Source organism: Burkholderia sp. F1, assembly GCF_050813845.1.
Taxonomy (GTDB): domain Bacteria; phylum Pseudomonadota; class Gammaproteobacteria; order Burkholderiales; family Burkholderiaceae; genus Burkholderia; species Burkholderia ubonensis.
This window is the reverse complement of sequence record NZ_CP172422.1, coordinates 2637739-2660808: the sequence shown is the minus strand read 5'-3', so window position 1 is coordinate 2660808 and position 23070 is coordinate 2637739. Positions and strand designations below refer to the sequence as shown.

At 69.8% G+C, this 23070-nt stretch carries 25 protein-coding genes; 12 read left to right on the top strand and 13 right to left on the bottom strand.

From position 1 onward, the window contains the following. Positions 1 to 11: 11 nt before the first annotated feature. From ACFIMZ_RS30420 to ACFIMZ_RS30410, 3 genes are read left to right on the top strand one after another with little or no spacing between them, the layout of a single operon-like run. A complete protein-coding gene (locus tag ACFIMZ_RS30420) occupies positions 12 to 1379 on the top strand; it encodes a CpaF family protein (RefSeq protein WP_431823152.1) in 1368 nt (455 codons plus the stop codon). Positions 1380 to 1425: 46 nt separating this feature from the next. Next, on the top strand, positions 1426 to 2403 hold the full coding sequence (locus ACFIMZ_RS30415) for a type II secretion system F family protein (protein ID WP_431823151.1): 978 nt from the start codon (positions 1426 to 1428) through the stop codon (positions 2401 to 2403). A gap of 45 nt (positions 2404 to 2448) precedes the next feature. Next, complete coding sequence (locus tag ACFIMZ_RS30410) at positions 2449 to 3423, top strand: type II secretion system F family protein (RefSeq protein ID WP_431823150.1); 975 nt, start codon at positions 2449 to 2451, stop codon at positions 3421 to 3423. A gap of 89 nt (positions 3424 to 3512) precedes the next feature. On the opposite strand, the gene ACFIMZ_RS30405 is transcribed toward ACFIMZ_RS30410, so the two are convergent. Further along, the gene (locus ACFIMZ_RS30405) at positions 3513 to 4295 is read right to left on the bottom strand and encodes an ABC transporter substrate-binding protein (protein WP_431823149.1); all 783 of its coding nucleotides are present in this window, start codon (positions 4293 to 4295) and stop codon (positions 3513 to 3515) included. Between the two features lie 206 nt (positions 4296 to 4501). Here ACFIMZ_RS30405 and ACFIMZ_RS30400 point away from each other — a divergent pair, with 206 nt between their 5' ends. Beyond that, positions 4502 to 4921 carry an MbcA/ParS/Xre antitoxin family protein gene (locus tag ACFIMZ_RS30400; RefSeq protein ID WP_431823148.1) on the top strand — a complete coding sequence of 140 codons (420 nt, stop codon included), beginning with the start codon at positions 4502 to 4504 and terminating at the stop codon, positions 4919 to 4921. Then, a complete protein-coding gene (locus tag ACFIMZ_RS30395) occupies positions 4912 to 5619 on the top strand; it encodes an RES family NAD+ phosphorylase (protein ID WP_431823147.1) in 708 nt (235 codons plus the stop codon). Before ACFIMZ_RS30400 ends, ACFIMZ_RS30395 begins: the two co-directional genes overlap by 10 nt. Positions 5620 to 5650: 31 nt before the next feature. Here the strand turns inward: ACFIMZ_RS30395 and ACFIMZ_RS30390 are convergent, their stop codons facing one another. Further along, positions 5651 to 6382: a metallophosphoesterase gene (locus ACFIMZ_RS30390; RefSeq protein WP_431823146.1), complete on the bottom strand. Its 732-nt coding sequence runs from the start codon at positions 6380 to 6382 to the stop codon at positions 5651 to 5653. A gap of 121 nt (positions 6383 to 6503) precedes the next feature. On the opposite strand from ACFIMZ_RS30390, the gene ACFIMZ_RS30385 reads away from it, so the two are divergent. Both ACFIMZ_RS30385 and ACFIMZ_RS30380 read left to right on the top strand, forming a co-directional pair. Further along, positions 6504 to 7157 (top strand): DUF1345 domain-containing protein, encoded by a 654-nt coding sequence (locus ACFIMZ_RS30385; RefSeq protein ID WP_431823145.1) that lies wholly within the window; start codon positions 6504 to 6506, stop codon positions 7155 to 7157. A gap of 348 nt (positions 7158 to 7505) precedes the next feature. Next, positions 7506 to 9137, top strand: a complete 1632-nt coding sequence (locus ACFIMZ_RS30380; protein ID WP_431825402.1) for a DUF3459 domain-containing protein — start codon at positions 7506 to 7508, stop codon at positions 9135 to 9137. 21 nt (positions 9138 to 9158) lie between these two features. On the opposite strand, the gene ACFIMZ_RS30375 is transcribed toward ACFIMZ_RS30380, so the two are convergent. The 5 genes from ACFIMZ_RS30375 to ACFIMZ_RS30355 all read right to left on the bottom strand — a co-directional run bounded on the left by ACFIMZ_RS30375 (position 9159) and on the right by ACFIMZ_RS30355 (position 13862). Further along, positions 9159 to 9752, bottom strand: coding sequence for a thiamine phosphate synthase (locus tag ACFIMZ_RS30375; RefSeq protein WP_431823144.1), 594 nt, complete (start codon positions 9750 to 9752; stop codon positions 9159 to 9161). Between the two features lie 40 nt (positions 9753 to 9792). Next, positions 9793 to 11136, bottom strand: coding sequence for a hemolysin family protein (locus ACFIMZ_RS30370; protein ID WP_431823143.1), 1344 nt, complete (start codon positions 11134 to 11136; stop codon positions 9793 to 9795). 76 nt (positions 11137 to 11212) lie between these two features. After that, complete coding sequence (locus ACFIMZ_RS30365; protein WP_431823142.1) at positions 11213 to 11977, bottom strand: sensor histidine kinase; 765 nt, start codon at positions 11975 to 11977, stop codon at positions 11213 to 11215. A 64-nt stretch (positions 11978 to 12041) separates the two neighbouring features. Beyond that, positions 12042 to 12965 (bottom strand): DMT family transporter, encoded by a 924-nt coding sequence (locus tag ACFIMZ_RS30360; protein ID WP_431823141.1) that lies wholly within the window; start codon positions 12963 to 12965, stop codon positions 12042 to 12044. Between the two features lie 39 nt (positions 12966 to 13004). Beyond that, positions 13005 to 13862 (bottom strand): LysR family transcriptional regulator, encoded by an 858-nt coding sequence (locus ACFIMZ_RS30355; RefSeq protein WP_431823140.1) that lies wholly within the window; start codon positions 13860 to 13862, stop codon positions 13005 to 13007. A 109-nt stretch (positions 13863 to 13971) separates the two neighbouring features. Here ACFIMZ_RS30355 and ACFIMZ_RS30350 point away from each other — a divergent pair, with 109 nt between their 5' ends. The 3 genes from ACFIMZ_RS30350 to ACFIMZ_RS30340 all read left to right on the top strand — a co-directional run bounded on the left by ACFIMZ_RS30350 (position 13972) and on the right by ACFIMZ_RS30340 (position 17012). Then, positions 13972 to 14355, top strand: a complete 384-nt coding sequence (locus ACFIMZ_RS30350) for a tautomerase family protein (RefSeq protein WP_431823139.1) — start codon at positions 13972 to 13974, stop codon at positions 14353 to 14355. Positions 14356 to 14479: 124 nt separating this feature from the next. Beyond that, complete coding sequence (locus tag ACFIMZ_RS30345) at positions 14480 to 16141, top strand: CHAD domain-containing protein (RefSeq protein ID WP_431823138.1); 1662 nt, start codon at positions 14480 to 14482, stop codon at positions 16139 to 16141. Between the two features lie 34 nt (positions 16142 to 16175). After that, complete coding sequence (locus ACFIMZ_RS30340; RefSeq protein ID WP_431823137.1) at positions 16176 to 17012, top strand: TOBE domain-containing protein; 837 nt, start codon at positions 16176 to 16178, stop codon at positions 17010 to 17012. A 47-nt stretch (positions 17013 to 17059) separates the two neighbouring features. Here ACFIMZ_RS30340 and ACFIMZ_RS30335 read toward each other — a convergent pair whose 3' ends face one another. From ACFIMZ_RS30335 to ACFIMZ_RS30320, 4 genes are all read right to left on the bottom strand, one after another. Next, positions 17060 to 17761: a sulfate/molybdate ABC transporter ATP-binding protein gene (locus ACFIMZ_RS30335; protein ID WP_431823136.1), complete on the bottom strand. Its 702-nt coding sequence runs from the start codon at positions 17759 to 17761 to the stop codon at positions 17060 to 17062. A 167-nt stretch (positions 17762 to 17928) separates the two neighbouring features. Beyond that, on the bottom strand, positions 17929 to 18603 hold the full coding sequence (gene modB, locus ACFIMZ_RS30330; protein WP_431823135.1) for a molybdate ABC transporter permease subunit: 675 nt from the start codon (positions 18601 to 18603) through the stop codon (positions 17929 to 17931). Between the two features lie 15 nt (positions 18604 to 18618). Then, positions 18619 to 19419 carry a molybdate ABC transporter substrate-binding protein gene (gene modA / locus ACFIMZ_RS30325; RefSeq protein ID WP_431823134.1) on the bottom strand — a complete coding sequence of 267 codons (801 nt, stop codon included), beginning with the start codon at positions 19417 to 19419 and terminating at the stop codon, positions 18619 to 18621. Positions 19420 to 19602: 183 nt separating this feature from the next. Beyond that, positions 19603 to 20301 carry a phosphatase PAP2 family protein gene (locus ACFIMZ_RS30320; protein WP_431823133.1) on the bottom strand — a complete coding sequence of 233 codons (699 nt, stop codon included), beginning with the start codon at positions 20299 to 20301 and terminating at the stop codon, positions 19603 to 19605. Between the two features lie 248 nt (positions 20302 to 20549). On the opposite strand from ACFIMZ_RS30320, the gene ACFIMZ_RS30315 reads away from it, so the two are divergent. Together ACFIMZ_RS30315 and ACFIMZ_RS30310 are read left to right on the top strand one after the other, a co-directional pair. Next, positions 20550 to 21659: an extracellular catalytic domain type 1 short-chain-length polyhydroxyalkanoate depolymerase gene (locus ACFIMZ_RS30315; RefSeq protein ID WP_431823132.1), complete on the top strand. Its 1110-nt coding sequence runs from the start codon at positions 20550 to 20552 to the stop codon at positions 21657 to 21659. An 81-nt stretch (positions 21660 to 21740) separates the two neighbouring features. After that, complete coding sequence (locus ACFIMZ_RS30310) at positions 21741 to 21917, top strand: DUF3563 family protein (RefSeq protein WP_431823131.1); 177 nt, start codon at positions 21741 to 21743, stop codon at positions 21915 to 21917. Positions 21918 to 22037: 120 nt separating this feature from the next. Here ACFIMZ_RS30310 and ACFIMZ_RS30305 read toward each other — a convergent pair whose 3' ends face one another. After that, entirely contained in the window at positions 22038 to 22457 is a 420-nt protein-coding gene (locus ACFIMZ_RS30305; RefSeq protein WP_084908173.1) for an organic hydroperoxide resistance protein, read from the bottom strand. Between the two features lie 139 nt (positions 22458 to 22596). Continuing rightward, positions 22597 to 23049 carry a MarR family winged helix-turn-helix transcriptional regulator gene (locus ACFIMZ_RS30300; RefSeq protein ID WP_431823130.1) on the bottom strand — a complete coding sequence of 151 codons (453 nt, stop codon included), beginning with the start codon at positions 23047 to 23049 and terminating at the stop codon, positions 22597 to 22599. Between the last annotated feature and the right edge of the window lie 21 nt (positions 23050 to 23070).

Below are 23070 nucleotides of genomic sequence, written 5' to 3'. Positions count from 1 at the left end.
AGGAGTCGATCATGTCATTGCGCGATCAGTTGTCCATGCAACGGGTGCCGCAGGTCGCGGCGCGCGCCGACCTCGGCGGTCCCGGCGGCGCGATGGTGCGCGAGGCCTATCAGAAGCTGCGCCGCGAGATCCACGCCGCGGTGCTGGAGCGCGTCGAGCTCGAGCGCCTGTCGCGCCTGCCGCAGGAGCAGGTCCGCCACGAGATCTCGATGCTGATCGCGCGCATCCTCGACGAGGACAAGCTGCCCGCGAACGACATCGAGCGGCGCCAGCTCGCGATCGACGTGTACGACGAGATGTTCGGCTTCGGCCCGCTCGAATCGCTGCTGCGCGACCCGAGCGTGTCGGACATCCTCGTCAACACGTTCAAGCAGGTCTACGTCGAGCGGCACGGCCAGCTCGAGCTGACCGACGTGACGTTCTACGACGACGCGCACCTGATGAAGGTGATCGAGAAGATCGTGTCGCGCGTCGGGCGCCGCATCGACGAGTCGAGCCCGATGGTCGACGCGCGCCTGCCGGACGGCTCGCGCGTCAACGCGATCATCCCGCCGTCGGCGATCGACGGGCCGCTGATGTCGATCCGGCGTTTTGCGGTGTGCCCGCTGAAGATGGACGACCTCGTGCGCTTCCAGAGCCTCACGCCGCCGATGGCGGAGCTGCTCGACGCGCTGTCGCGCGCGAAGGTGAACGTGCTGGTGTCGGGCGGCACCGGCAGCGGCAAGACGACGCTGCTCAACATCCTGTCGGGCTTCATTCCGCCGAACGAGCGGATCGTCACGATCGAGGACGCGGCGGAACTCCAGCTTCAGCAGCCGCACGTGCTGCGCCTCGAGACGCGTCCGCCGAACATCGAGGGCAAGGGCGAGATCACGCAGCGCACGCTGGTGCGCAACGCGCTGCGCATGCGCCCGGACCGCATCATCCTCGGCGAAGTGCGCGGCGCGGAGGCGCTCGACATGCTCAACGCGATGAACACCGGCCATGAAGGCTCGCTCGCGACGATTCACGCGAACACGCCGCGCGACGCGCTGACGCGCCTCGAGAACATGATCAGCATCGCCGGCCTGTCGCTGCCGCCGAAGACGATGCGCCAGCAGATCGCGTCGGCGATCTCGGTCGTCGTGCAGGCGGCGCGCCTGACGGACGGCAAGCGCAAGATCGTCAGCATCGCCGAGCTGACCGGGATGGAGGGCGACATCATCAACATGCAGGAGATCTTCACGTTCAAGCGCACGGGCATGGACAAGGACGGCACGGTGCGCGGGCACTTCACCGCGACCGGCGTGCGGCCGAAGTTCGCGGACCGCCTGCAGGCGTTCGGCATCAACCTGCCGGATGCGCTCTACGACCCGTCGCGTCATTACGAGGCGAACTGACGGAGCGGCCGGCACGCGCCGGCCGCTCCGAAGACGAGGAATGACCATGGATCCGATCTTCTACGCGTTTGTGATTCTCCTGTTCGTCGCGGTGGTGCTGGCGTTCGAGGGGCTCTACCAGTGGTGGAACGCCCGGCACGGCGTCGCGGCGAAGCGCATCGAGGCGCGCATCCGCGCGATGTCCGCGGGCGGGCAGGTGCAGAAGGAGCGGCTGTCGATCCTGAAGGAGCGCATGCTCAACGACGCGAAGCCGTTCGACCGCCTGCTGATGGCGATGCCGCGGGTGCATTCGCTCGACCTGCTGCTGCAGCAGTCCGGCATGAGCTGGTCGGTCGCGAAGCTCGTCGGCATGAGCCTCGCGCTGCCGCCGCTCGTGCTGGTGGCGCTGACCTTCACGACGCTGCCGTTCCCGGTCGCGGTGCTGATCGCGCTGCCGACCGGCGTGCTGCCGCTGCTGTTCGTGATGCGCAACCGCGCGCGCCGGATGCGCAAGCTCGAGCGCCAGCTGCCCGACGTATGCGACATGATCGCGCGCGCCTTGCGCTCCGGCCACGCGTTCACGAGCGCGATCGGGATGGTCAGCGACGAGTTTTCCGACCCGATGGGCAGCGAGTTCCGCGTCACGTTCGACGAGATCAACTACGGCGTGTCGCTGCACGACGCGCTGATGAATCTCGCGAACCGGGTGCCGGTGCGCGACCTGCGCTACTTCGTGATCGCGGTGCTGATCCAGCGCGAGACCGGCGGCAACCTGGCCGAGCTGCTCGACAGCATCGCCGCGCTGATCCGCGAGCGCTTCAAGCTGTTCGACAAGATTCGCGTGCTGTCCGCGGAAGGGCGCATGTCGGCGTGGGTGCTGGGGCTGCTGCCGTTCGCCACCGCCGGCGCGATGATGCTGCTGAACCCGGAATTCCTGGCGGTGCTCTGGCAGGACTCGGCCGGGATCAAGATGGTCGCCACCACGCTGGTGTCGATGGCGTTCGGCGTGCTGTGGATGCGCCGGATCATCCGGATCCATGTCTGACGCGCGGCGTGACCGGATGCGTCACGCTCTGATCGAGGAGTTGTCATGCAAAACCTGAACCTGATGCAAGTCCTGATGCTCGGCGGACTGTTTGCGGCGGTGTTCGCCGGCGCGCTGGTGGCGCTGCTCGTCTTCGTGCCGCGCAACATGCAGCACCGCCTGCAGCAGGCGGGCGGCGGCGCCGCGACGCTCGGCGACAGCGGTGCGGCGGGCGGCGTCGCGTCCCAATGGGTCGCGAAGTTTGCCGAGATGTCGAAGCCGATCTCGAAGCTGTCGGTGCCGAAGGAGGGCTGGGAGGCGTCGCCGCTGCGGATCCGGCTGATGAACGCCGGCTGGCGCACGCCGAACGCCGCGAGCGTGTATTTCGGCGCCAAGACGCTGCTCGCGATCGCGCTGCCGGCCGTGCTGCTGCCGGCGCTGATCACCACGCGGCTCGCGGAGAGCCGCTACACGCTGTCGATGATCCTCGTGCTGCTCGGCGCGATCGGCTATTACCTGCCGAACGTCGTGCTGTCGCGCAAGATCGCGTCGCGCCAGCGCGTGATCTTCGAGGATTTCCCGGACGCACTCGACCTGCTGACCGTGTGCGTCGAGGCGGGTCTCAGCCTCGACTCGGCGTTGCTGAAAGTGTGCGAGGAGCTGCAGTTCCGCAGCCCGGTCGTCGCGAGCGAGCTCGACCTGATGCTGCTCGAAATGCGTTCGGGCTTCACGAAGGAAGCCGCGCTGCGCAATCTCGCGCTGCGCACCGGCGTCGAGGACATCGAATCGTTCTGCGCGATGCTGATCCAGGCCGACCGCTTCGGCACGAGCATCGGCGATTCGCTGCGCGTGCTGTCCGACATGCTGCGCACGCGGCGGCGCATGCGCGCGGAGGAGCGCGCGGCGAAGATCGCGCTGAAGCTGCTGTTCCCGCTGATCTTCTGCATCTTTCCGGCCCTGCTGACGGTGCTGCTCGGACCGGCGTTCATCCACATCTACCGGATCCTGCTGCCGACCTTTGCGTCGATGAACGGCGGCTGAGAATTCCGGACGACAGGCGCCGCCGGATCATGGCGGCGGGGAGGGGAGGCGGCCGGCTTGTCCGGCCGCGTCTTTTTTGGGGCGCCGCGTCAGCCGCCGTAGATGTCGAAATCGAAGTATTTCGACGCGAGCCGCTTGTAGGTGCCGTCCTTGACCATGTCGAGGATCGCGCGGTCGATCTTCGCCTTCAGGTCCGCGTCCTCCTTGCGCAGGCCGATGCCCGCGCCGACGCCCAGCACCTTTTCGTCGACGAGCTCCGGCCCGACGAACTGGTAGCCGGCGCCGCGCGGCGACTTCAGGAAGCCGATCGCGGCCTGCACCTCGTCCTGCAGCGCGGCGTCGAGCCGGCCGGCCAGCAGGTCCGCATAGACGCCGTCCTGGTTCTGGTACGACACGACGTTCGCGCCTTGCTTTGCCCAGTACGCCTTTGCATACGCTTCCTGCGTCGTGCCTTGTTCGACGCCGACCGACTTGCCCTTCAGCGATTCGGGTGTCGGCAGCAGCGGCGAGCCTTTCTTCACGACGAGACGCGTCGGCTGGTTGTAGATCTTCGTCGTGAACGCGATCTGCTCCGCGCGCTGCGCGGTGATCGACATCGACGACAGCACCGCGTCGAACTTCTTCGCCTTCAGCGCCGGAATCATCCCGTCGAAATCGTTCTCGAGCCACACGCACTTGGCCTTCAGGCGCGCGCAGATCTCGTTGCCGAGATCGACGTCGAAGCCGACGAGCTTGCCGTCGGGCGCCTTCGACTCGAACGGCGCGTAGCTCGCGTCGGTGCCGAAACGCAGCGTGGTCCAGTCCTTCGCGGCGGCGGGGCCTGCCGATACCGCGAGCAGGGCGATCGAAACGGCGGCAATCAGTCTCTTCATGGTGCGTTCCTTGGCGTGGTCTGTCCGTTTCCGGGGCGGACGGGAGACATCCGCGCGTTCATTAACGCAGAAAATAAAATCGGAGTCCAGAATGGACAAAAAATATCACTTTGGCGCGAGCGAGCACCGAGCGCCGGGTGCCGACCCTTGCATAAATACAAAAATGGACTAATCTTGTTAGTGAATTCGTTTTGAGACTAACGCTCATGTCCCGGCCCGCTCACGTCCCGCATCCCGTTCCGCCGCAGGCTTCGGTCGCCCAGATGTCGGCGGCCGGCCTGCGCGCATTCTTCAACATCGCGCGCGACTGGGAACTGACGATCGACGAGCAGATCGTGCTGCTCGGCTCGCCCGGCCGGTCGACGTTCTTCAAGTGGAAGGCGGCGCCGGAATCGGCGCGCCTGCCGCGCGACACGCTCGAACGGCTGTCGCTGCTGCTCGGCATCTACAAGGCGCTGCAGATCCTGCTGCCGCAATCGGCGGCCGCCGACGCGTGGGTCAAGCGCCCGAACGACGCCGCGCCGTTCGGCGGCAAGCGCGCGCTGGACCGCATGCTGGCGGGCAACGTCGGCGATCTCGTCGCGGTCCGCCAGTATCTCGACGCGATGCGAGGCGGATGGGCGTGAACAATCCCGACGCGTTGATGAACTGGCCGACGACGGCCCTCGACTGGACGCCCGCCTATCGCGTCATCCCCACCCGCTTTCCGGCGATCAACCTGTTCGACCGCGTCGCGTCGGCGGACGACTTCGACGCGCTCTACGCGCTCGAATCGCTGACCAACGACCGCATCCGCAACGAGGTCGGCACGCTCGACCTGGTGCCGCCCGAGGAGCGCCGCTACGGGCTCGGCTGGGGGCCGATCATGGCTGCATTCACCCACCTGAATCCGCAGGGCAGCCGCTTCTCGGACGGCCGCTACGGCGTGTTCTACTGCGCGCGGTCGCGCGACGCGGCGATCGCCGAGACGCGCTACCACAGCGGGCTGTTCCTGGCCGCGACGAAGGAGCCGCCGATGCGCCAGCAGATGCGGCTGTACACGGTGGTCGCGCAAGGCGACGTGGCCGACGTGCGCACGTGGCCGGAGCGCGATCCGGCGCTGCTGCATCCGCTCAACTACGCGGCGGGGCAGGCGCTCGGCCGCGCGGTGCGCGACGCGGGCGGCGCGGGGGTCGTCTATCCGTCGGTGCGCGATCCGCTCGGTGAATGCCTGGCGGCGTTCCGCACCACGATCCTGCGCGACTGTCATCACGCGGCCTATCTCGAATACAACTGGAACGGCGCGGGGATCGATGCGGTGTACGAACTGAGTCAGGTCGGGTAGCAGCGGCCGGCAGGGAAGGCGCTGCCGCGCGTCACGGCAACGGCCACTGCTCCGCCCGCCTTTCGCGCGCTTGCGCCTGCGTCACCGACCAGCTGCTCCCGGTGCGCGGCTCGACGAGCGTGAGCCGTCCTGCCGGCGCGAACGCGCCCGTGTCGATGTACCACTGCGAGCCGATCCGCAGCGGCGCGCGCACCGGCGTATGGCCGCTGCACGTGAGCGACAGCCCGTGCTGCCAGGCGGGGTCGGCGAGCCCCTGGACGAGATCGCGGCCCCAGATCAGCCGCTCGCGCACGTCGGGCGCGTAGTGGCCCGTATCGAGCTCGGCGTCGTCGCCGAAGAATTCCGCATGCAGCACGTTGAAGCGCTCCGGCCCGTCGCCAACCACGCGCACGAGCGGCAGCGCGTCGACGCGCGCCGCATGTTCGCGCAGCCGCTGCGGCGGCAGGTCCGCGCCCCAGTCGCCGCCGATGCCGCGCCACGCGTCGGGCGCCAGCTTGCCGCGCGCGACGAGGCTCAGCACTTCCTCGTGATTGCCGCGCACCACGTGGCACCACGGGCGATCGAGCAGGTCGAGCGCGGCTTCGGATTCGGGGCCGCGATCGACGAGGTCGCCGACGCAGAACAGGCGGTCGCATGCCGGATCGAAGCGGATCTCGTGCAGCAGCGCGCGCAGCGCATCGAGGCAGCCGTGAAGGTCGCCGACCACGAAGTCGCGGCCGACGGTGTTCGCGGGATGGCGGCGGAGGGCAGGGGTGGCAGTCATCCCCATATCTTAGGCGCTTGCGATCATCGCCACGACCTGTCGGAATGGCGATAATCGGGGCGGTACCAGCCCGAATGCCCCGGGCTGACCGGCGCCTTTCATTCGCTTACGGAAACTCAATATGACACTTTATCCGCAGGTATTACGCAACCGGCCGCGCCTGGTGGCGGCGTTCATCGCAGGCTTGCTGTGTGCGCTGCTGCTGCCGCTACCGCTGCGCCCGACGGTGCGCGCGCTGATCGGCTGGGATGTCGCGGTGTGGCTGTATCTCGCGCTGATGTGGGTGCGCATGGTGACCGCGCACCACCACCAGGTGCGCGAGATCGCGATCCGCGAGGACGAGAACGCGACCACCGTGCTGACGATCATCTGCTTCGCGACCGTCGCGAGCGTCGCGGCCATCGCGATCGAGCTCGCGACGGCCAAGGGCGTGGGCTTTCGCGCGGGGCTCGGCCACTACGCGGTGACGGCCGCGACGCTGTTCGGAGCATGGTTCCTGATCCCGACGATCTTCACGCTGCATTACGCGCGGCTGTACTACGCGTCGCCGGCCAGCGAGCGCGCGCTCCGCTTCCCGGACACGAAGCTCGAACCCGACTACTGGGACTTCCTGTATTTCGCGTTCACGATCGCGGTTGCGTCGCAGACCGCCGACGTGGCGCTCGGCGGCCGCCCGGCGCGGCGTGCGGTGCTGTCGCAGTCGATTCTTTCGTTCTACTTCAACATGGCGGTGCTGGGCCTGTCGATCAACGTCGCGGCCGGGCTGCTGGGCTGAGCCGCGTACCGCGCGATCCCGTACGGCACGCCCGGTTCCTCGAGCGGCCGGAGCGCGCGTTGCGAGCGCGAATTGCTCAGGCGGTGGACGGTGAGCATGACGCGGACGGAGCAGGGGCGGGAGCGCCGTCATGGCAGGCGTGCGTGTCAGGCAGCACTTCCGTTCGCATGCGGCGCGCGTCATGCCACCGGGGTCGATACGCAATTAATAATGTCCGGCCGCCCGCATCGCCGCGCAAAAAGCAGCGCATACTCATCTACTCCCTCCCGCTTGGCTACCCGCATGCCAGGCCCCCTGCGCCGTCGCGACGGCGCATCCGTGCAGCCCGGCACGCACGAGGAGCGCATGATGTCCGATTGTCCGCACGATCCGTATGCGCATCACTATATTCACTGCCTGCCGTTCGGCGCCCAGCCGTGCGGCGCGATCGGCACGTCGCCGCGCACGCATTTCCGCGTATGGGCGCCTGGCTGCACGCAGGTCCAGCTTGAACTCGATACCGGCGGCGGCATGACGCTGGTGCCGATGTCGCCGGCCGGCCCCAACTGGTTCGAGGTCTTCGTCGAATGCGGCGCGGGTGCGCGCTACCGCTATCGTCTCGACGACGCGGTCTCGATTCCCGATCCCGCGTCCCGCTCGCAGCCCGAAGGGCTGAACGGCCCGAGCGAGGTCGTCGATCCGCGCGCGTTCACGTGGCGGCACACGTTCTGGCGCGGCCGCCCGTGGGAAGACATCGCGCTGTACGCGATCCAGCCGCGCATGGCCGGCGGGTTCGACGGCGTGCGCCGCCGGCTGCCGCAGCTCGCGCATCTCGGCGTGACCGCGCTCGAACTGCTCGCGTCGCCGCACGACAGCCTGCCGTTCGCGCCGCTCGCGATCGACGGCGGCCCCGACGCGCTGAAGGCGCTGATCGACGACGCGCACGGCTACGGTCTCGCGGTGCTGCTCGAGCTCGACTACGCGCGGTTCGGCAGCGGCACGGACGCGTTGCGCCATTACGCCGCGCCGTTCTTCCACTCCCGCGACGATCCGCTGCAGGCGCCGCCGCTCGCGCTCGACCATCCGGAAGTGTGCGATTTCTTCTGCGACAACGCGCTGTACTGGATCGACGAATATCGCTGCGACGGCCTGCGGCTGCGCGAGGCGGACCGCATCGGCATCACGTGGCTGCGCGAGATCGCGGACCGCGTGCGCGCGGCGGTGCCGGCCGACCGGCTGATCCACCTGGTGCTCGGCAGCGAGCGGCATCCGGCGCATCTTGCCGACACGCATTTCGACGCGCAATGGAACGGCTGCGGCGAACGCGCGCTGCACCGGCTGACCGGCCGCGACGCGTCCGGTCATGAAGGGATCTCGTCGCATCAGTCGATCCATACGCTCGCGCGGGCGCTGACGGCCGCCGGCGCCGCGTTCCAGCCGGCGGCGCAAAGCGAAGGCGGCCCGGCCGACGCGGCGCTGCCGCTGACGTCGCTCGTGCTGTCGGACGGCGCGTGGCGGGACAGCGGCCAGGATCGCGAAGCGGGCCTCGCCGCGCTCGCGCTGTCGCTGCTGACGCCGCAGATTCCGCTGATCTTCGACGAAACCGCGCGCGATCTCGAGCGCGCGCATTTCGTGCAGTCGGCGCTGGCGGTGCGCGCGAAGCTGATTGCGCCGCGCCTGGCCGAATGCCGGCCGCAGGATGCGCACACGCTGCGCACGGGCAGCACCGGCGAGGCCGATGCGCTGCTCGCGTCGTGGCGGCTCGCCGACGGCGAGACGCTCAGCATCGCGCTGAACCTGTCGCCGGATGGCGTGCCATTCGACGCGCCGGCGGGGATGGTGGTGTTCGAGACGCCGGGCCGCGCGCGCGACCGGGTCGACGGCGGCGAGCTGCCGCCGTATTCGCTCGTCGCGTGGCTGACGGGCGACGTCAACCAGTATGCGCTGACGCACGACGTGCGCCGGATCGACGACGGCGCATGGCGCGGGATGCTTGCCTGAGCGCCGCCGCGCGCGAACCCGCTACCAGAAGCCGCGGATCCCCGCGATGCCGTGCGCGCCGTGGCGGCGCGCGTCGGCGAGCTGGTCGCGGGTCATCCCGCCCAGCGCGTAGACGGGCACCGCGACCTGCGCGGCCCATTCCTCGAAGCGGGCCCAGCCGAGCGTCGGCGCGCCGGGGTGGCTGAGCGTCGGCAGCACCGGCGACAGCGTGACGAAGTCCACGCCGATGCGTTCGGCGTGCTTCAGGTCGTCGAGCGTATGGCACGCGGCGGACACGAGCCGCGCGGGCGGCAGCGGCCGGCGGGTGGCCGCGCGCAGCGCGGCGCCGTCGAGGTGCCAGCCTGCGCCGCCGAGTTGCGTCAGCGTCTGCGCATCGATCCTGCCGTTGAGCACCAGCCGCGCGCCGGGCGCGCCGGTCGCTTCGCAGCGCGCGAGCGCGTCGGCCGCGAGCCGCGCGAACGCCGCCGCGTCGAACGACTTCACGCGCAACTGCACGAGCGTCTCGCCACGCGCGAGCACGGCCGACAGCCGGTCGAGGAACGCGCGGCAGTCCGCGTCCGACGCGGAAGCCGGCTCCGGCGTGATCACGCAGCAGGGCGGCAGCGGCGCGCTCATCGCGCGACGCGCCGGCGGCCGGGGCGGCGGGCGCGCGCCGTCATTCGTCGGCTTCCTTCGCAACCTTCGGATACACGCGCACGAGTACGATGCGCGGCCCGTTCATCTTCTTCACGACGACGTCGAAGCGGTCGAACGACACCCGCTGGCCTTCGCTCGGCAGGTCGTTCAGTGCCTGGATGACGAGGCCGCCGACGGATTCCGCGCGCCCCTCGTCGATGTCGATGCCGAGCGCCTGCTCGAGCGACACGACGGGCAGGCTGCCCTTGCCCATCAGCGTGCCGTCGTCGAGGCGGGCCCAGTCCGAGTCGCCCTGGCGGAACTCGTCGTGGATCTGGCCGACGAGCGCGCCGAGCAGGTTGTCGAGCGTCAGGTAGCCGATCGGCTTCTCGCCCTTCTTGCCGACCAGCGCGAAATGCGGCGCGCCCTTGCGGAAGCGGCGGAACAGGTCCAGCGCCGGCGTGTCCGGCTTCACGTACTGCACCGGCCGCACATAGTCGGACAGGTCGTCGAGCGCCGCGCCCGCGTGGCGCGCGAGCAGCAGGTCCTTCAGGTGGATCAGCCCGCTCACCTGTTCGCGCGACGCGTCCTCGAACAGCGGATAGCGGCTGAACCGGTGCCGCGCGACGATCTCCATGTTGTCCGGCAGCGGGATGTCGCGGCGCAGGCCGATCATCTCGTGGGCCGGCCGCATCAGGTCGGACACGGTCATCGACGAGAAGTCGAGCGAATGCGCGAGCGTGTTCCACTCGTCGTTGCTGTACGCGCCGCGGGCCGGCTGCGACGGGTTGCCGGCGCTGCTGCGGCGGCTGCGCAGGATCAGCTTCAGCTCGTCGGTCGAGTAGTGCGCGTCGCCGCCGTGGTCGGCCGACAGGCCCGCGAGCTTCAGCACCGCGTTCGCGCTGTTGTTGAGCACCCAGATCGCCGGGTACATCGCCCAGTAGAACGCGTAGAGCGGCAGTGCGACCCACAGGCCGACCTTCTCGGCCTGGCGGATCGCCATCGATTTCGGCGCGAGCTCGCCGACGACGATGTGCAGGAACGAGATCAGCGAGAACGCGAACACCAGCGAGATCAGGTGCACGAGCTGCGCCGACTGCACGCCGATCAGGTCGAGCAGCGGGCCGATCAGTTCCGCGAACGCGGGCTCGCCGATCCAGCCGAGGCCGAGCGATGCGAGCGTGATGCCGAGCTGGCACGCGGAGAGGTACGCATCGAGACGCCCGTGCACGACGCCGAGGATGCGACCGCGCAGGCCGTGCTTGCGGGCAAGTGTCTTGACGCGCGTCGCGCGCAGCTTGACGAGGCCGAATTCGGCCGCGACGAAAAAGCCGTTGAGGGCCACCAGGAACAACGCGCCGATCAGCGCGAAGATCTGAACCAAGGATTCACTCCGGAAATGTCAGGCCCGTCAGTATAGGGCCGGAAAGGCAAACGTAATATTGGATGTTGCTGCTGGCTTACACGGGCGCCTCGCACGGGAGGTCGAGCGCGAGGGTGACCGCCGCGCCGTCGGCGAACCGGTCGTGCGTGAAACTGCCGCCGTGCGCGAGCGCGACGCGCTGCGCGAGCGCAAGCGCCCAGGCGACGCGTTTGGCTTCGCGTTCGCGCAGCATCTCGCGGCGCGCGAAGGGCTCGAACACGTGGGGGCGGGCCGGGTCGGCGAGCGCCGCGGCATCCACGCTGCAGGCCACGTGCGCGACGAGCCGCGCGCCGTCGCGCGCGCACGAGAACGCCACGCGGCCGCCGGCGGGGCTGGCCTCGATTGCTGCGACCAGCATGGTCCAGAGCGCCTGCGCGAGTCGTTCGCGGTCGGCAGTGAGCGTCGGCGCGCCGTCGGGCGGCGTCGCGTCGAGCGTCACCTGCCGCGCGTCGGCGAGCGCGAAGCGGGCGAGCGCAAGCACGTCGTCGAGCAGCGGGTGCAGCGCGAACGGCTGCGGCGCGAGCGCGAGCGTGCGCGTCTCGGCGCGCGGCGCGTCGAGCGCGTCGTCGATCAGCTTCACCTGCTGGTCGATGCCGGTGCGGATGCCCGCAAGCGCGCGCTGCAGGCCCGGATCGGCGTTGGCCAGCTGGCGCTCCAGCACATACGCCCAGCTGTGCATCGCGTTGAGCGGGCTGCGCAGGTCGTGCGACGCGGTCGACAGCGCCTGGTCGCGGAGGAACAGCGCCGCCTGCGCGGCATAGTGCGCCGCGCGTTCGCGCAGCAGGTCGGGGTCGGGCGTCAAGGAGCGGGCCTGTCGGAAGCGGTCGGACGTGAATCGGGAACCGCCATTATAGGGATCGGGCGTGTCACGCCGGCACCGCGTCCTCGTCCTTTTTCTGCGCGTCGCCGCGCGGCAGCAACTGGCACGCGAGCAGGCCGGCGAGCATCAGCGCGCAGCCGACGAGCGCGCGCAGCGTCAGTGTTTCGCCGAGCGCCGCCCAGCCCGCGATCGCGGCGAACACGCCTTCCATGCTGAAGATCACCGCCGCATGAGCGGGCGCCGCGTCTCGCTGCGCCACCACCTGCAGCGTGTAGCCGACGCCGACCGACAGCAGGCCGCCGTACAGCAGCGTCGGCAGCGCGCCGCGCAGCATCGCGACGCTGACCGGCTCGACGGCGAGGCCGATCGCGAGGCACAGCACCCCGCAGGTTGCGAACTGCAGGAACGCGAGCACGAGCGGATCGTGGCGTCGCGCGAGGTGGCCGACCGCCATCACGTGCGCGGCGATGATGACCGCGCCGGCCAGCTGGAACCAGTCGCCGTACAGGATCGAGAAGTGCTCGTCGATGCTCAGGAAATACAGCCCGATCGCCGCGAGCAGTGCGCCGAACCACGTGCCGGCGCCGATCCGGTGGCGCGCGAACACGCCCATCAGCGGCACGAGCACGACGTACAGCGAGCTGATGAAGCCGGCGTTCGCGATCCGCGTGTATTGCAGGCCGATCTGCTGCAGCGAGATCGACGCCGCGAGCAGCGCGCCCAGCGCGAGGCCGGGCAGCAGCAGCGCGGGCGCGCGGCGGATCGCGGCGACGTGCGTGCGCGACGCCGCGTTGAGCGCCAGCAGCGGCACGAGCACCAGCGCGCCGAGCAGGAAGCGCAGCCCGGTGAACAGGAACGGCCCGATCACGTCGAGGCTCAGCCGCTGGGCGACGAAGGCCGATCCCCAGATCGCGGCGGCGCCGAGCATCAGCAGGTTGGCGCGGAGGTGTTGGCGTGCGGCGGGCGTCATGACGAGATGTAAGCCGGAGGACTGACGAAACCCGTCAGTTTACGCCGAGATTGCAAGGCTGTCGGCAAATCGCCTCAGCGCGGCCGCCGAGCGGGTGTCGCGCACGCGCGCATAGAGCACGACCTGCGAGTGCGGCAGCGGCGGCAGCCCGAATTTCGCGCCGACGTCGACCAGCGTGCGCGGCGCAACGCGGCGGGCCAGCGGGCAGACTGCGAGCCCCGCGGCGGCGGCCGCCGCGACCGCCGCGACGCCGCCGCCCGTGAAGCGTTCGCGCCACGGCCGCCCCGCGTGGTCGAGCGCGCGCAGCGCGGCGGCCCGCACCCCGCACGGGCCGGCCAGCACCGCGAGCGGCAGCGGCTCGCCCGCGCGCGGCGCCCAGTCCGGCGCGGCGAGCCATGCGAGCGGCTCGGTGAACAGCAGCGTGCCGTCGTCGCGCGGCGGGTCCACGCCGGGCTCGTGGCGCACGATCACGGCGTCGAGGCGGCGCTCGTCGTACAGCGCAAGCAGGTTGGCCGACGTGCCGAGATGCATCTCGAGCGACAGGCCCGGGTCCTGTCGGTGCAGGCAGGTGAGCACGGCGGGCAGGTCCGGCACCGCGACGTGCTCGCTGACGCCGAGCGACAGGCGGCGCGTGCCGGCCGCGATCGCGCCGAGCGCGTCGTCGTGCGCATCCAGCAGCGCGCGGGCCGCGGGCAGGAAGGTCTCGCCGTCGGCCGCCAGCTTCACGACCCGCGGCGTGCGCTCGAGCAGCGGCTTGCCGAGGTGGGTTTCAAGCCGCTTCAGCTTCAGGCTGACGGCCGATTGCGTGGTGTCGAGCGCGTCGGCCGCGCGCGTGAAGCTCGCGAGGTCGGCGACCAGCACGAACGCCCGCACCGCATCCAGGTCGAGGACTTTCATTTTCAATGTAAATGAATGAAATATGTATCGATGACTGTTTATTATAGTTCGGCGTCTTTAACCTGACGTGGCGTTTCCATCCTTCAACGTCACCGCCAGGAGAACCACCATGCCATTCACCCGTATCGCACTGCGCGAAGGCAAGCCGGCCGCATACCGCGCGGCGCTCGTCGACGGCGTGCACCGTGCGCTAATGCACACCTTCAACGTGCCCGAGGACGACATCTTCATGGTCGTGACCGAGCATGCGGGCGAGAATTTCGTGTTCGGCCGCCATTACCTCGACATCGAGCGCAGCGACGATCTCGTGATGATCCAGATCACCGCGAACAACACGCGCACGCTCGAGCAGAAGCAGGCGTTGTACCGGACGATCGTCGACAACCTCGCGCAGCGGCCCGGCGTGCGGCCGCAGGACGTGTTCATCAGCCTCGTCGAGGTGCTGAAGGAGGACTGGTCGTTCGGCAACGGCATCGCGCAATACGTCGTCTGACGCACGGCAAGCGGCCGGCCGCGCCCGGCTCGCGCGCGGTTTGTGCCGTGTACTATGGAGACTGCATCACGAACGACGCCGGCCCAGGGGAGACGCCGGCGATTCAACATGAGCGGGAGACTCCATGTCGCGTGTGCTGGAAGTCGTGTTGTGCATGTCGTTGGAAGGTTGGCCGGCCGCGTCGGCGAGCCGGGCCCGGAGCGCGCAGCGCGACTTCGGCGCCGAGCTCGGCCGTGCATGGCGGATCTGTCCGCAGGTCAGGATGAAGCGCGGCCACGAACGCGTGACGATCGAGCCGTGCGAGGCCGTCGAGGCCGAGCCGAGCCCCGGCGAGAGCTGGTGGAACTGGGTCGAATCGACCGCGCAGGAGCGGCGCGTCGTCGCGGCGCGCACGCAGACGCTCGCGCCCGGCGTGACGTTGCGCGAGGTGTTCGACGCGGAACACGCGGGCATCGTCGTTGCGGCGCCTGCGCCGGCCGCCCCGTCCGATTCGAACCCGTCGCCCGATGCCGGCAAGGCCGAGGCGGCGGACGTGGCCATCGCCGTCGCGAGCGAAACCCCCACGCAGGCCGACGCTGCGCCGCCGTCCGAAGCCGCGCGCGTGCGACTCGTCAGCGAGCGGCGGCGCGGACGATGGGCCGACGACAGCGGCGTGGTGGTCGAGATGACGCTCGACGACGTCACGATCCACGGTGTCGACCCGGCGCCCCGGCGGTACTGTGAACTGCGTCTCGACGCGCCGGACTGGCAGACGCCGGATGCGCGCGCCGCCGCGCTGCGTGCGCTGTTCGCCGCCGCGCGCGAGCTGAGCGGCGCGTGGCCCGCGTTCGTCCAGCTGACGAGCGTGATCGACCGCGCGTGCGCGGGCGCGCTGGCCGAGGCCGCGCCGGTGAAGGCGCAGCTCGTCGACCTGAGCGGGGTCCGCACGCAGCGTGCGGCGCTGTTCGCGCTGTCCGGCGACATCGCCGCGCAGTGGCTCGGCAACGAAGGCGGCGTGCTCGACCACGAGGATCCCGAGTTCGTTCACCAGATGCGCGTCGCGCTGCGCCGCCTGCGCACGCTGATGCGCTTCTTCCCGCGCTACGCGAACGGCGGCTGGAAAGAGGCGTTCGAGGCGGACCTGCGCTGGCTCGCGGCGCTGCTCGGCACGGTGCGCGACTGGGACGTGTTCTCGACGGAAACCCTGCCCGCGCTGATCGCGGCCGACGGCGACAGCGCCGAATGGGCGGGCACCCTCGACGCGGCGCGCGCGCAGTGCGCGGCGGCGCGCGTCGAGCTGCGCCAGGGGCTGCATTCGGCGCGGTACGTGCGGCTCACGCTCGGCTGGCTCGAATGGCTGGGCGCGTTCGTGCAGCCGCCCACCGCGGACGACGACGCGCCGTCGCTGAAGCGGCACGTGACCAAGCGCGTGCGCCGGCTGTTCGGCCGCCTGTACGGCGCGCCGTCGCTCGCGACGCTCGACGCCGCCGCGCGCCACCAGGTGCGGATCGATGCGAAACGGCTGCGCTACGCGCTGGAATTCTTCGCGTCGCTGGCTTCGCGCGGCACGCGCACCGAGACGATCAAGACGCTCGCGCGCGTGCAGGGCGTGCTGGGCGAGGCGAACGACACGGTGGTCGCGCTGCATCGTCTCGAGCAACTGGCGGCGCCGCCGTATCAGACCGGCTTCGTGCGCGGCTACGGCGCGGCGCTCGAACGGCACGCGGTGCACGACGCCGAAGCGCTGCTCGCCAGCCTGCGTCCGCCGAAGCTCGGCGGCAAGGCGGTGTCCGGGCGCGGGCGCTGACTATAATGGCGGCCCGTTCTTGCCACGCCGACCGATGAGCGCCGATCCGCAACCGCCTTCCCGTACCGAGCCGCTCGAACTGGGCGGCGAGCTTTGGCTGCGCGCGGGCGCGCAGATGCTCGGCGGCTCGACGCGCATCGCGCTGCTGGCGGCGATCGGCGAGACCGGTTCGATCACGCGCGCCGCGAAGGCGGTCGGCATCAGCTACAAGGGCGCGTGGGAAGCGATCGATACGATGAACAACCTCGCGGGCGAGCCGCTCGTGCTGCGCGCCACCGGCGGCAAGGGCGGCGGCGGCACGACGCTGACGCCGCGCGCGGCGTCGCTGATCGCCGCGTTCCGGACGATCGAGCGCGAGCATCGCCGCTTCATCGATGCCGCGAGCGCGGCGGTGTCCGGCTTCGACGTCGACTGGGCGCTGATCGGGAGAATCGGCATGAAAACCAGCGCGCGCAATCAGCTGTTCGGGAAGGTCGCGTCGATCCGGCGCGGCGCCGTCAACGACGAAGTGGTGATGACGTTGCCCGGCGGCCAGACGGTCGTCGCGGTAGTCACGCATGAAAGCACCGAGGCGCTCGGCCTGCAGGTCGGCGCGGACGCCTGTGCGCTCGTCAAGGCATCGTGGGTCATGCTCGCGGCCGACGACGGCGCGCTGGCCGTCAGGGTGTCGGCGCGCAACCAGTTGCATGGCGCCGTCGAGACCGTGAAGGGCGGCGCGGTGAACAGCGAGGTGACGCTCGCGCTCGACGGCGGCGGGACGCTGACCGCGGTCGTGACGAACGACAGCGTCGACGCGCTGCAGCTCGCCGCCGGGCGGCGGGCGATCGCGCTGTTCAAGGCGTCGAGCGTGATTCTTGCGGTGACGGGCTGACGTCCGGCGGCCCGCGCCGGTTGCACGCGCCAGTTGCACGCGCGTCGTTACACGACGCGCGTCGGCCACGCGGCGTGCGCGCTCGCCGTCCGCACGCGCCCGTCGCTCAATTGCACGACCTGGTCGCCGAACGCGGCGACGTCGTCCGGATCGTGCGTGATCAGCACCATCGGAATGTCGAGCCGCGCCTGCAGCTCGGCGAGCTCGTGGCGCATCCGCTGGCGCATCGCGCCGTCGAGCGCCGCGAACGGCTCGTCGAGCAGCAGGATGCGCGGCTGCGCGATCAGTGCGCGCGCGAGCGCGACGCGCTGCTTCTGGCCGCCGGACAGTTGCGCCGGATACTGGCTCGCGAGCGCTTCCAGCTCGAACGCGCGCAGCCAGTACGCGACTTCCGGCGGCAGCGTCTTCGCGCGCGGGTTGCGCAGCCCGGGCGTCAGCCCGAACGCGATGTTCTGGCGCACGTTCAGGTGCGGAAACAGCGCATAGTCCTGGAACAGGTACGCGACCCGGCGCGCGCGGGTCGGGACGTCGATGCCGCGCGCGGCGTCGAACAGCGGCTCGCCGTCCAGCGCGATCGTGCCGGCGTCCGGCGTCAGCAGCCCCGCGATCGCCTGCAGCGTCAGGCTTTTGCCCGCACCGGACGGTCCGAACAGCACGACGCGCTGCGACATGGCCGCGAACGACACGTCGAGCTCGAAGCGGCGCTCGGCGGTCGCGTAAGTCTTGCGGATGTCGACGACGAGGCTCATGTCAGCCTCCGCCGGGCCGTCCCAAGGGGGCTGACCGCCCCCTCGGGGGGCAGCGAACAAAGCGAGCGTGGGGGTCGTTTCATCTCAGCCTCCGCCGGGCCGTCCCAAGGGGGCTGACCGCCCCCTCGGGGGGCAGCGAGCAAAGCGAGCGTGGGGGCTGTTTCATCTCAGCGTACTCCGCTCAACGCGCGCGACGGCACGAGCCGGCCCGCCGCGAGCAGCACGACTACGCACGTGATCGACGTCACCAGCACGAGCAGGTTGGCGGTGCCGTCGTCGCCCGCCTGCACGGCCGCATAGACGGCGACCGACAGCGTCTGCGTGCGGCCGGGCAGGTTGCCCGCGATCATCAGCGTCGCGCCGAATTCGCCGAGCGCGCGCGCGAACGCGAGCAGCGCGCCCGCGAGGATTCCGCGCGCGGCGAGCGGCAGCGTCACGCGGAAGAACACCGCGGCTTCGCCGAGGCCGAGCGTGCGCGCGGCGCGCTCGAGCTGCGGATCGACGCTTTCGAACGCCGCGCGCGCCGACTTCAGGATCAGCGGGAACGCGACAACCATCGATGCGATCACCGCGCCTTGCCACGTGAACACGAGCTGGATGCCGACCGAATCGAGCCATGCGCCGAACACGCCGCGCCGTCCGAGCAGCACGAGCAGGTAATAGCCGAGCACCGTCGGCGGCAGCACGAGCGGCAGCGTCAGCAGCGAGTCCACCACGTCGCGCGCGGGCGAGCGCCAGCGCGCCAGCGCGAACGCGGCGGCGACGCCGAGCACGATGTCGAGCGCGGTCGCCCAGCCGGCCACCTTCAACGACAGCAGCAGCGGAATCCAGGCGTCATGCATGTCACAGCTCGCTTCTTACTTGCCGGTGGCCGGCTTGAAGCCGAACGTCGCGAGCACCGCCTGACCTTGCGGCGACGTGACGAAATCGACGAACGACTGCGCCTGCGCGGCATGCCGGCTGTCCTTGACCACCGCGATCGGGTAGGTGATCGCGGTCTGGGTCGGCACCGTCAGCGCGACCTTCACGCGGCCGGGCATGACTGCAGCGTCGGTGCCGAACACGAAACCGGCGTCGACCTCGCCGCGCGCGACGTAATCGAGGCTCTGGCGCACGTTGGCCGCCAGCACGCCCTTCGCGCTGACCGCGTCCCAGACGCCCGCCGCGCGCAGCGCACCTTCGGTGTAGCGGCCGACCGGCACCGACGCCGGGTCGCCGTACGCGATGCGTTTCACGCCGGGCGCGGTCAGGTCGCGCAGCGATGCCGGCGCGGCGGTGCGGCTGTCGGCCGGCACGATCAGCACGAGCGAGTTCGCGGCGAAATCGCGCCGCGTGCCGGGAGCGATCACCTTCTCGTCCGCCGCGCGGTCCATCGCCTTCTGGTCGGCGGACGCGAACACGTCGGCCGGCGCGCCCTTGACGATCTGCTGCATCAGCACGTCCGATGCGCCGAAGTTGAACAGCACCTTGGTGTCCGGATGCTGCTTCTCGTACGCGTCGCCGACGGCCTTGAACGCGTTCGTCAGGCTGGCGGCCGCCGACACGACCAGTTCGTCGGCGGCGTGGGCGGTCGTGTTGAGCGCGATGCCGGCGGCGAACGCGGCGAGCGGCAGCAGGCGAATCAGGGTGCGACGGAGCGGGCGGACGGGTGAGCGCATGGCGAATCTGGTTCGGATGACGGAAACCGTAATCGTAATATAGGGCGGGTTATAACGCTCGACATAATGCACATGCGGCGGGCGGCATGGTCATGTTGCGGAAGCGGGAAGCGGGAAGCGGGAAGCGGGAAGCGGGCCGGCGGGGCGCGAGCGCCGCCGTCGGCTGCGGCGACGTGCCGCGGGTTACGCGTGCAGCGTGCCGGGCTGCGAATCGGTGCGCTGCAGCGAAGACGGCTGCGACGCGGGGCGGTAGTTCGGATTGGCCTTCCAGCGCGCGCGCACGAACGGCCGCTCGTGGCCGGACAGGTGCAGCGCGACCTGGGTCACCCAGCGATGCGAAGGCACGGTGACGCCGTGCAGCGCGACGGTGACGAGCGCGAGGCTCGCGATGACGGCCGGCACCGACCAGCGGTGCGGCTCGGCGTGCCACGAAGCGGCGATGAAGACCAGCGCGGCGAGCGCGCCGACGATGCAGCCCGTGACCGACTCGGACGGCGAATGCGCGGCGAGCGCGACGCGCGACACGCCGACCGCGACGCCCGCCGCCAGCCCGAGCACGATGCCGAGCAGCCGCAGCGGCGTGCGCGCGCGGATCAGCGCCAGGAAGATCGCAACCGGATAGACCGACGTGGACAGCATCGCGTGGCCGCTGAAGCCGGTGAAATCCCACGCGCGGATGCCGATGCCCCAGCCGAGGAACGCGATCTTCGTGAGTGCGACGACGCCGATTGCGCACGCGAGGACCGCGAGCCATCCGGCGGCGCGCTGCCACGAATAGCCGAGCGCGAGCCAGACGGCGATCGTGATGGCGAGCGGCAGCGTCAGGCCGGCGCCACCGAACGCGGTGATCGAGATCCACAGGTGAGACGGCAGGTCGAACATCGGGAAAGGAAAGCGAGCAGAGGCGGGACGAATGCTTAATTAACGCGCGAGCCGGGGAGAGCGACTACAACGGATACAAGCGGCGAAGCACCAGTATAGCGTCGTGCACACATGGAGCCCGATTTTTGCGCGGACGGGAACTATCCCTGCGCAGGATAAATCCCAGAAACAGTGTTATTGTGCATCGCACAAACTCCGAACGATGCGCTCTCCGTAGCGTCCCCAATTCCTGACTGCGAGCCCGATCGATGACCAAAAGTCTGACGAAGATGTGGCTGGGCGGCATGAAACGCATGCTGTCCCCGCCCGCCAAAGGCGCGGCGCGCGGCGCGCAGCGCATGGCGCTCGACGTGATCGAGGCCGCCGCATCGCCCGCCGCCGATCCGCCGCCGGTGCGCGAGTCGCGGGTCTGGCCACGTGCGGCCGCGTGGGCGGCCGGCGAGTGGACGCGCGGCGAACACCCGATGGCGCCCGCGATCGGGCGTCTCGTCCAGCAGCTCGCGTACGCGCTGTACGTGCCGCCCGGCCGCCGGCGCAGCAGCATGCCGCTCGTCGTGATGCTACACGGCTGCACGCAGACCGCCGACGGATTCGCGCAGGGCACCCGGATGAACCTGCTGGCCGACCGGTACGGATTCGCGGTGCTATATCCGGAACAATCGCTGCGCGCGCATTCGCACGGCTGCTGGCACTGGTACGAGGACACCGAGCGCGCGGGCCGCGGCGAGGCCCACGCGGTCGCGTCCCTCGTCGATGCGCTGGTCGACGCGCGCGGCTTCGACGCGTCGCGCGTCTATGTCGCCGGGCTGTCGGCCGGTGCGGGCCTCGCGTCGCTGCTCGCGCTGAATTTCCCGGACCGCTTCGCGGCGGTTGCGCTGCATTCCGGGCCGGCGTTCGGCGAAGCGAATTCCGGCATCACCGGGATGGACGTGATGCGGCGCGGCCTGCGCCAGAACCCGGTCGCGGCCGTTGACGCACTGATCAGCGCGAACGACGCGCATCCCGGCATGCCCGCGCTGATCATGCACGGCGACGGCGATCACGTGGTATCGCCGAAGAACGCCGATCAGCTTGCGATCCAGTTCCTGCGGCTGAACGGGCTGGCGGACAGCCGCGGTGAATTGCGGGGCGGCGAGCGGGTCGACCTGCACGAGCCCGGCACGCAGATCCGCGACTATCGCCGCGGCGGCGCATCCGTCGTCCGGCTGTGCCACGTCAAAGGGCTCGATCACGCGTGGGCGGGCGGCGACGAAGCCGTGCCGTTCCACGCAGCGGTCGGCCCCGATGCGAGCGCGATGATCTGGTCTTTCTTCGACGCCCATCGCCGCACTGTGGCGGCAGAACGACGCACCGTCTGATCGACGCTGGTCAGGGACTAGGGTTTTCCCTATAATTCGGGAAAACCCTAGTCAAAGACCTTTAGATTTGCGAGATCGATCATGTTCATGCTGAGCCGTCTGTTCCTGATGCTGACCAAGAATGCCGAGCAGGCCGCCAAAGAGCGCGCCGATGCCTACCTCGCCGGCGCTTCCGACCTGTACGACCTCGAGTTCCGCATGCGCAAGCTCGATCGCGAAGGCGTGTCGGGCCGTCCGTCCTGGATGACCGTGCGCTAAACGTCGTCAGGCGGGGCGCAGCCCGCCATCCGATCCGGCATTGCGCAACAAAAGGCGCGTGCGGCATGCGAGCCGCACGCGCCCTTTTTGCATTCGGCGGCGCAGCGCGTCAAACGGCTGTCAAACGACCGTCAGGCGCACCGGCACGTTGTTGCGCGTCGCGTTCGAGTACGGGCACACCTGGTGCGCCTTGTCGACGAGCGCCTGCGCGGCGGCCTTGTCGAGGCCCGGCAGCGACACGCGCAGTTCGACGTCGAGCGCGAACCCGCCCGCGTCGTTCGGGCCGATGCCGACTTCGGCCGTGACCTGCGTGTCGGCCGGGATCGCCTGCTTGCTCTGGCCGGCGACGAACTTCATCGCGCTCAGGAAGCACGCCGAATAACCTGCCGCGAACAGCTGCTCGGGATTCGTGCCTTCGGCCCCGGTGCCGCCCAGCTCGCGCGGCGCGGCGAGCTTCACTTCCAGCTTGTTGTCTGCGGATACTGCGCGGCCGTCGCGGCCGCCCGTGCTCGTTGCGCTCGTCTTGTACAGAATGTTCATGGTGCAGCTCCTGTCGGGATAGAGGGAAGCGGTCCGGTCAGACACGTTGCTGCCGGCCACGGAGAAAATATAGAACACAAATGATTTGTGTGCAAATCAAATTTCAAAAAAATTGCCCGGCGAGGCCGGGCTCCGGTAGTCAGCGGTCGCTGGAGGCCGCCAGCGCGTCGCGCAGCTGCTTCAGATCCGTGCGCAGCCGGATCAGGAATTCCGGCGTCTGCTGCATGACGCAAAACAGGTCGGCGGGCACCGAGCGCGCCTTTTCCTTGAGCGCGCGGCCATCCGTTGTCAGGCGCACGTTCACGACGCGCTCGTCGGCCGCGCTGCGCACGCGTTCGACGTAGCCGAGCGCTTCCAGCCGCTTGAGCAGCGGCGTGACCGTGGCCGGATCGAGATCGAGCCGGGCGGCGATGTCCTTGACCGCGATGTCGTCGCGTTCCCACAGCACGAGCATCGCGAGATATTGGGGATAGGTCAGCGACAACTTGTCGAGCAGCGGCTTGTACGCTTTCGTCATCGCGTGCGAAGTCGAGTAGAGCGCGAAGCACAATTGCTCGTCGAGCGTCTGGGGCAGGATGGGCGGGCGGTCCATGATACGGCGTGCGGTGTTGAC

Excerpts from the sequence above, each read along its gene's own strand:
- ACFIMZ_RS30420 (WP_431823152.1), top strand. The coding sequence starts at position 12 with ATGTCATTGCGCGATCAGTTGTCCATGCAACGGGTGCCGCAGGTCGCG.
- ACFIMZ_RS30415 (WP_431823151.1), top strand. The coding sequence starts at position 1,426 with ATGGATCCGATCTTCTACGCGTTTGTGATTCTCCTGTTCGTCGCGGTG.
- ACFIMZ_RS30410 (WP_431823150.1), top strand. The coding sequence starts at position 2,449 with ATGCAAAACCTGAACCTGATGCAAGTCCTGATGCTCGGCGGACTGTTT.
- ACFIMZ_RS30405 (WP_431823149.1), bottom strand. The coding sequence starts at position 4,295 with ATGAAGAGACTGATTGCCGCCGTTTCGATCGCCCTGCTCGCGGTATCG.
- ACFIMZ_RS30400 (WP_431823148.1), top strand. The coding sequence starts at position 4,502 with ATGTCCCGGCCCGCTCACGTCCCGCATCCCGTTCCGCCGCAGGCTTCG.
- ACFIMZ_RS30395 (WP_431823147.1), top strand. The coding sequence starts at position 4,912 with ATGGGCGTGAACAATCCCGACGCGTTGATGAACTGGCCGACGACGGCC.
- ACFIMZ_RS30390 (WP_431823146.1), bottom strand. The coding sequence starts at position 6,382 with ATGACTGCCACCCCTGCCCTCCGCCGCCATCCCGCGAACACCGTCGGC.
- ACFIMZ_RS30385 (WP_431823145.1), top strand. The coding sequence starts at position 6,504 with ATGACACTTTATCCGCAGGTATTACGCAACCGGCCGCGCCTGGTGGCG.
- ACFIMZ_RS30380 (WP_431825402.1), top strand. The coding sequence starts at position 7,506 with ATGTCCGATTGTCCGCACGATCCGTATGCGCATCACTATATTCACTGC.
- ACFIMZ_RS30375 (WP_431823144.1), bottom strand. The coding sequence starts at position 9,752 with ATGAGCGCGCCGCTGCCGCCCTGCTGCGTGATCACGCCGGAGCCGGCT.
- ACFIMZ_RS30360 (WP_431823141.1), bottom strand. The coding sequence starts at position 12,965 with ATGACGCCCGCCGCACGCCAACACCTCCGCGCCAACCTGCTGATGCTC.
- ACFIMZ_RS30355 (WP_431823140.1), bottom strand. The coding sequence starts at position 13,862 with ATGAAAGTCCTCGACCTGGATGCGGTGCGGGCGTTCGTGCTGGTCGCC.
- ACFIMZ_RS30350 (WP_431823139.1), top strand. The coding sequence starts at position 13,972 with ATGCCATTCACCCGTATCGCACTGCGCGAAGGCAAGCCGGCCGCATAC.
- ACFIMZ_RS30345 (WP_431823138.1), top strand. The coding sequence starts at position 14,480 with ATGTCGCGTGTGCTGGAAGTCGTGTTGTGCATGTCGTTGGAAGGTTGG.
- ACFIMZ_RS30340 (WP_431823137.1), top strand. The coding sequence starts at position 16,176 with ATGAGCGCCGATCCGCAACCGCCTTCCCGTACCGAGCCGCTCGAACTG.
- ACFIMZ_RS30335 (WP_431823136.1), bottom strand. The coding sequence starts at position 17,761 with ATGAGCCTCGTCGTCGACATCCGCAAGACTTACGCGACCGCCGAGCGC.
- modB (WP_431823135.1), bottom strand. The coding sequence starts at position 18,603 with ATGCATGACGCCTGGATTCCGCTGCTGCTGTCGTTGAAGGTGGCCGGC.
- modA (WP_431823134.1), bottom strand. The coding sequence starts at position 19,419 with ATGCGCTCACCCGTCCGCCCGCTCCGTCGCACCCTGATTCGCCTGCTG.
- ACFIMZ_RS30320 (WP_431823133.1), bottom strand. The coding sequence starts at position 20,301 with ATGTTCGACCTGCCGTCTCACCTGTGGATCTCGATCACCGCGTTCGGT.
- ACFIMZ_RS30315 (WP_431823132.1), top strand. The coding sequence starts at position 20,550 with ATGACCAAAAGTCTGACGAAGATGTGGCTGGGCGGCATGAAACGCATG.
- ACFIMZ_RS30310 (WP_431823131.1), top strand. The coding sequence starts at position 21,741 with ATGTTCATGCTGAGCCGTCTGTTCCTGATGCTGACCAAGAATGCCGAG.
- ACFIMZ_RS30305 (WP_084908173.1), bottom strand. The coding sequence starts at position 22,457 with ATGAACATTCTGTACAAGACGAGCGCAACGAGCACGGGCGGCCGCGAC.
- ACFIMZ_RS30300 (WP_431823130.1), bottom strand. The coding sequence starts at position 23,049 with ATGGACCGCCCGCCCATCCTGCCCCAGACGCTCGACGAGCAATTGTGC.